This is a genomic window from Aetokthonos hydrillicola CCALA 1050 (genome assembly GCF_017591665.1).
GTDB lineage: Bacteria > Cyanobacteriota > Cyanobacteriia > Cyanobacteriales > Nostocaceae > Aetokthonos > Aetokthonos hydrillicola.
The window spans coordinates 1-2,424 of sequence record NZ_JAAKGC010000287.1; the positions used below are offsets into that span (position 1 = coordinate 1).

General features: G+C 42.3%; 2 protein-coding genes and 1 pseudogene. 2 read left to right on the forward strand and 1 reads right to left on the reverse strand.

The genetic code is table 11. The features are described 5' to 3' along the window. Both G4P69_RS37025 and G4P69_RS37030 read left to right on the forward strand, forming a co-directional pair. The coding region (locus G4P69_RS37025; RefSeq protein ID WP_208354838.1) for a hypothetical protein at positions 1 to 560 on the forward strand (560 nt) is incomplete at its 5' end. A gap of 435 nt (positions 561 to 995) precedes the next feature. After that, positions 996 to 1,484: pseudogene (locus tag G4P69_RS37030) on the forward strand (GUN4 domain-containing protein); the annotation flags it as partial. Between the two features lie 105 nt (positions 1,485 to 1,589). Here the strand turns inward: G4P69_RS37030 and G4P69_RS37035 are convergent. Then, positions 1,590 to 2,424 (reverse strand): transposase (locus G4P69_RS37035; protein WP_243903174.1); only part of this gene is annotated, 835 nt, incomplete at its 5' end.

Below are 2,424 nucleotides of genomic sequence, written 5' to 3' on the forward strand. Positions count from 1 at the left end.
AGATAGATGAACTCAGTGATGTAATGACCCAGATAAAATTACAGCTTCGCATTCCAGTAGAGGCAGGGTTTAAAGATAGTATAAAACGTAACTGGAAAGGAGATACTCACTTTAACAATGCGCTTGCGTGGTGTGTGGAAACAGCAGAATGGTTAGAGAGTCAAAACAAACTGGACAGGGAAAGGGTGTTCGGGATGTTGATTAATGCTATGAAGAACGACAAGAAGCCCAACAACCGTCAATCATCACCAGAGAAGCTAGAGAATGCTAGTGCTTACAGCAATATTGTAGAAAGTGTTATACCCTCTTACTTTGAACTTATACAAGAAGCGTTATCTAGCAATGATGGGGATTTTATCAGGCTGGCGACATTTAAAATATTGCCTTTGTGCTACGAAAATAGACAATTCTTTGGCTTTGAATTTGTGAACAGGTGCAGGGACGTTGTTCGCCTTAACCCTAAATCTATGCTAGTTAATTCTATTCACAGCATGGTCAAGCGATTTGGGCATGAGTGGGGAGTAACCATAAATGATGATGGTCAAGTCGTAGCGGCTTAACCATGACTTTAAATACAAATTGCTGCTCTGTAACTGATAGTTAGGTCGTAGCGAGAGGAATGCTGTTAAAACCAGTACACTTTTTTATGGCTATCCTTAAAACGGACACAAACTAATATATATATTTATATTAGAAATTTTAAAGAACACAATGATGTTGTTAAATGCATACTACTGAATGTCCGTTACTCGTTCCAGTTAGCAAAAGCAATCAGCCAACATATTGATTATGTTATTGGCATGGAGGGGGTAATTGATGAGGAGAAAGCAGCAATTAAATTTGCTCAAGAGTTTTATAGAGAGCTAGGCTCAAACAATCACAACTGTCATTCTGTCATTCCAACAGCTTTTAATAAAAGTATCGCTGCTCTCGGATTCATTGAAATAGGAACAATGCCAGATTTATGGCGGAACAAAGGTAGTCTACAAGTTGGGGACTTGAGAAGCGATCGCAATGTAGACTACACCCGACTCCGCGACTTGCTAAAAGCAGGAAATTGGAAAGACGCTGATTATGAAACCTATTTGGTCATGCTTAAAGTTGTGGGTCGTGAGTCAGGTGACTGGATTATCGATGAAGAACTCTTGAATTTTCCCTGCACTGACCTACGCACCATAGACCGTTTGTGGGTAAAATACAGCAATGGACGTTTTGGCTTCAGCGTTCAGAAGAAGATTTACCTTGAAGTCGGCGGGATACCCGACGGCAAATATTATGAAGAAGCCTGGAGAAAATTTGGCGATCGCGTAGGGTGGAGAGTGAATCAAGACTGGAAGTTGTACTCACAAGTTACTTTTGATACCACAGCCCCGGTGGGACACCTCCCTTCTCGTCTTTCTGGGACACCTCCCTTTCCGTTCTGTGGACACCTCCCTTTCGGCGTTCTGGGCGTTCTCGCTCTTTCTTCGTTCTTGGCGCGCTAACCAACCTATGTACTTCTTCTCTCGCACCCATGCTTGTAAAGTGTAACCTGTAAGCGTTTCCGAATTTTATTAAGATTTATTACACAACGTCTCCACACGCAAGAATCAGCATTCCTGAAATCGGATACCTGGCACCGGCGGCTGATAGCAATTTGCCTGAATAAATTTTTCTGCTACATCCCGCACTTCCGTACTCTCTGTCACCCTCTGTTTGTCCCAAGGTAAACTCATTTGTCCTGGTGAAAATTTCTTCGACTTTCCACCCTTCAATATCGATGGTAAAAAGCTGCTCCCCCAGAAGCTCTTTTTCTCTGGTTTTCCCTGTGGTCGATATCTTTGACAAAATCTACGATATTTGGCAGCGCATTCTTCTAAAGTTCGACCCAGTTGTAAAAACGCCGGATGCCATTGGGTAATACCATCATTACTCAGCCGATCATGAGTCCCGTAATTACTGAAGTCATAGAAAAAACCCTGCTGCATATTAGCTGCCTTGGGGTTAGCGTGAATGTAGCGTAGCGTATTTAATGCCCTCTTGTAGTCAGTTTTTTCAAAACCACTGCTGTGATATCTTTTCTCCCAGAAATGACCTGTACGGTTGAGCATTCTATTGAAACACATAGCAGTGTACCAATTTAGCCAGTGCATGATTTTAGGGAGGTCTTCTGGTTGGTCTGGTTCAAGCAGATAGTGAACATGATTGCTCATGATACACAAAGCGTAGAGTTTAAATTTGAACTTGTCTTGGGCTTTTTTGATAGCGTAGAGGAATACTTCACGGCATTCATGACGACTTAATTTAAACTCACGGTTGTTACAGCGTACAGTCACGTGATAGCAGTAATTGGGTTTGAGTTCTCTCGGTGGGCGTGGCATAACAACTGGTGGGAATAAAGCAGAAAACTTTTGCACGAATATGTTACCTCGTGAATGCGATCGC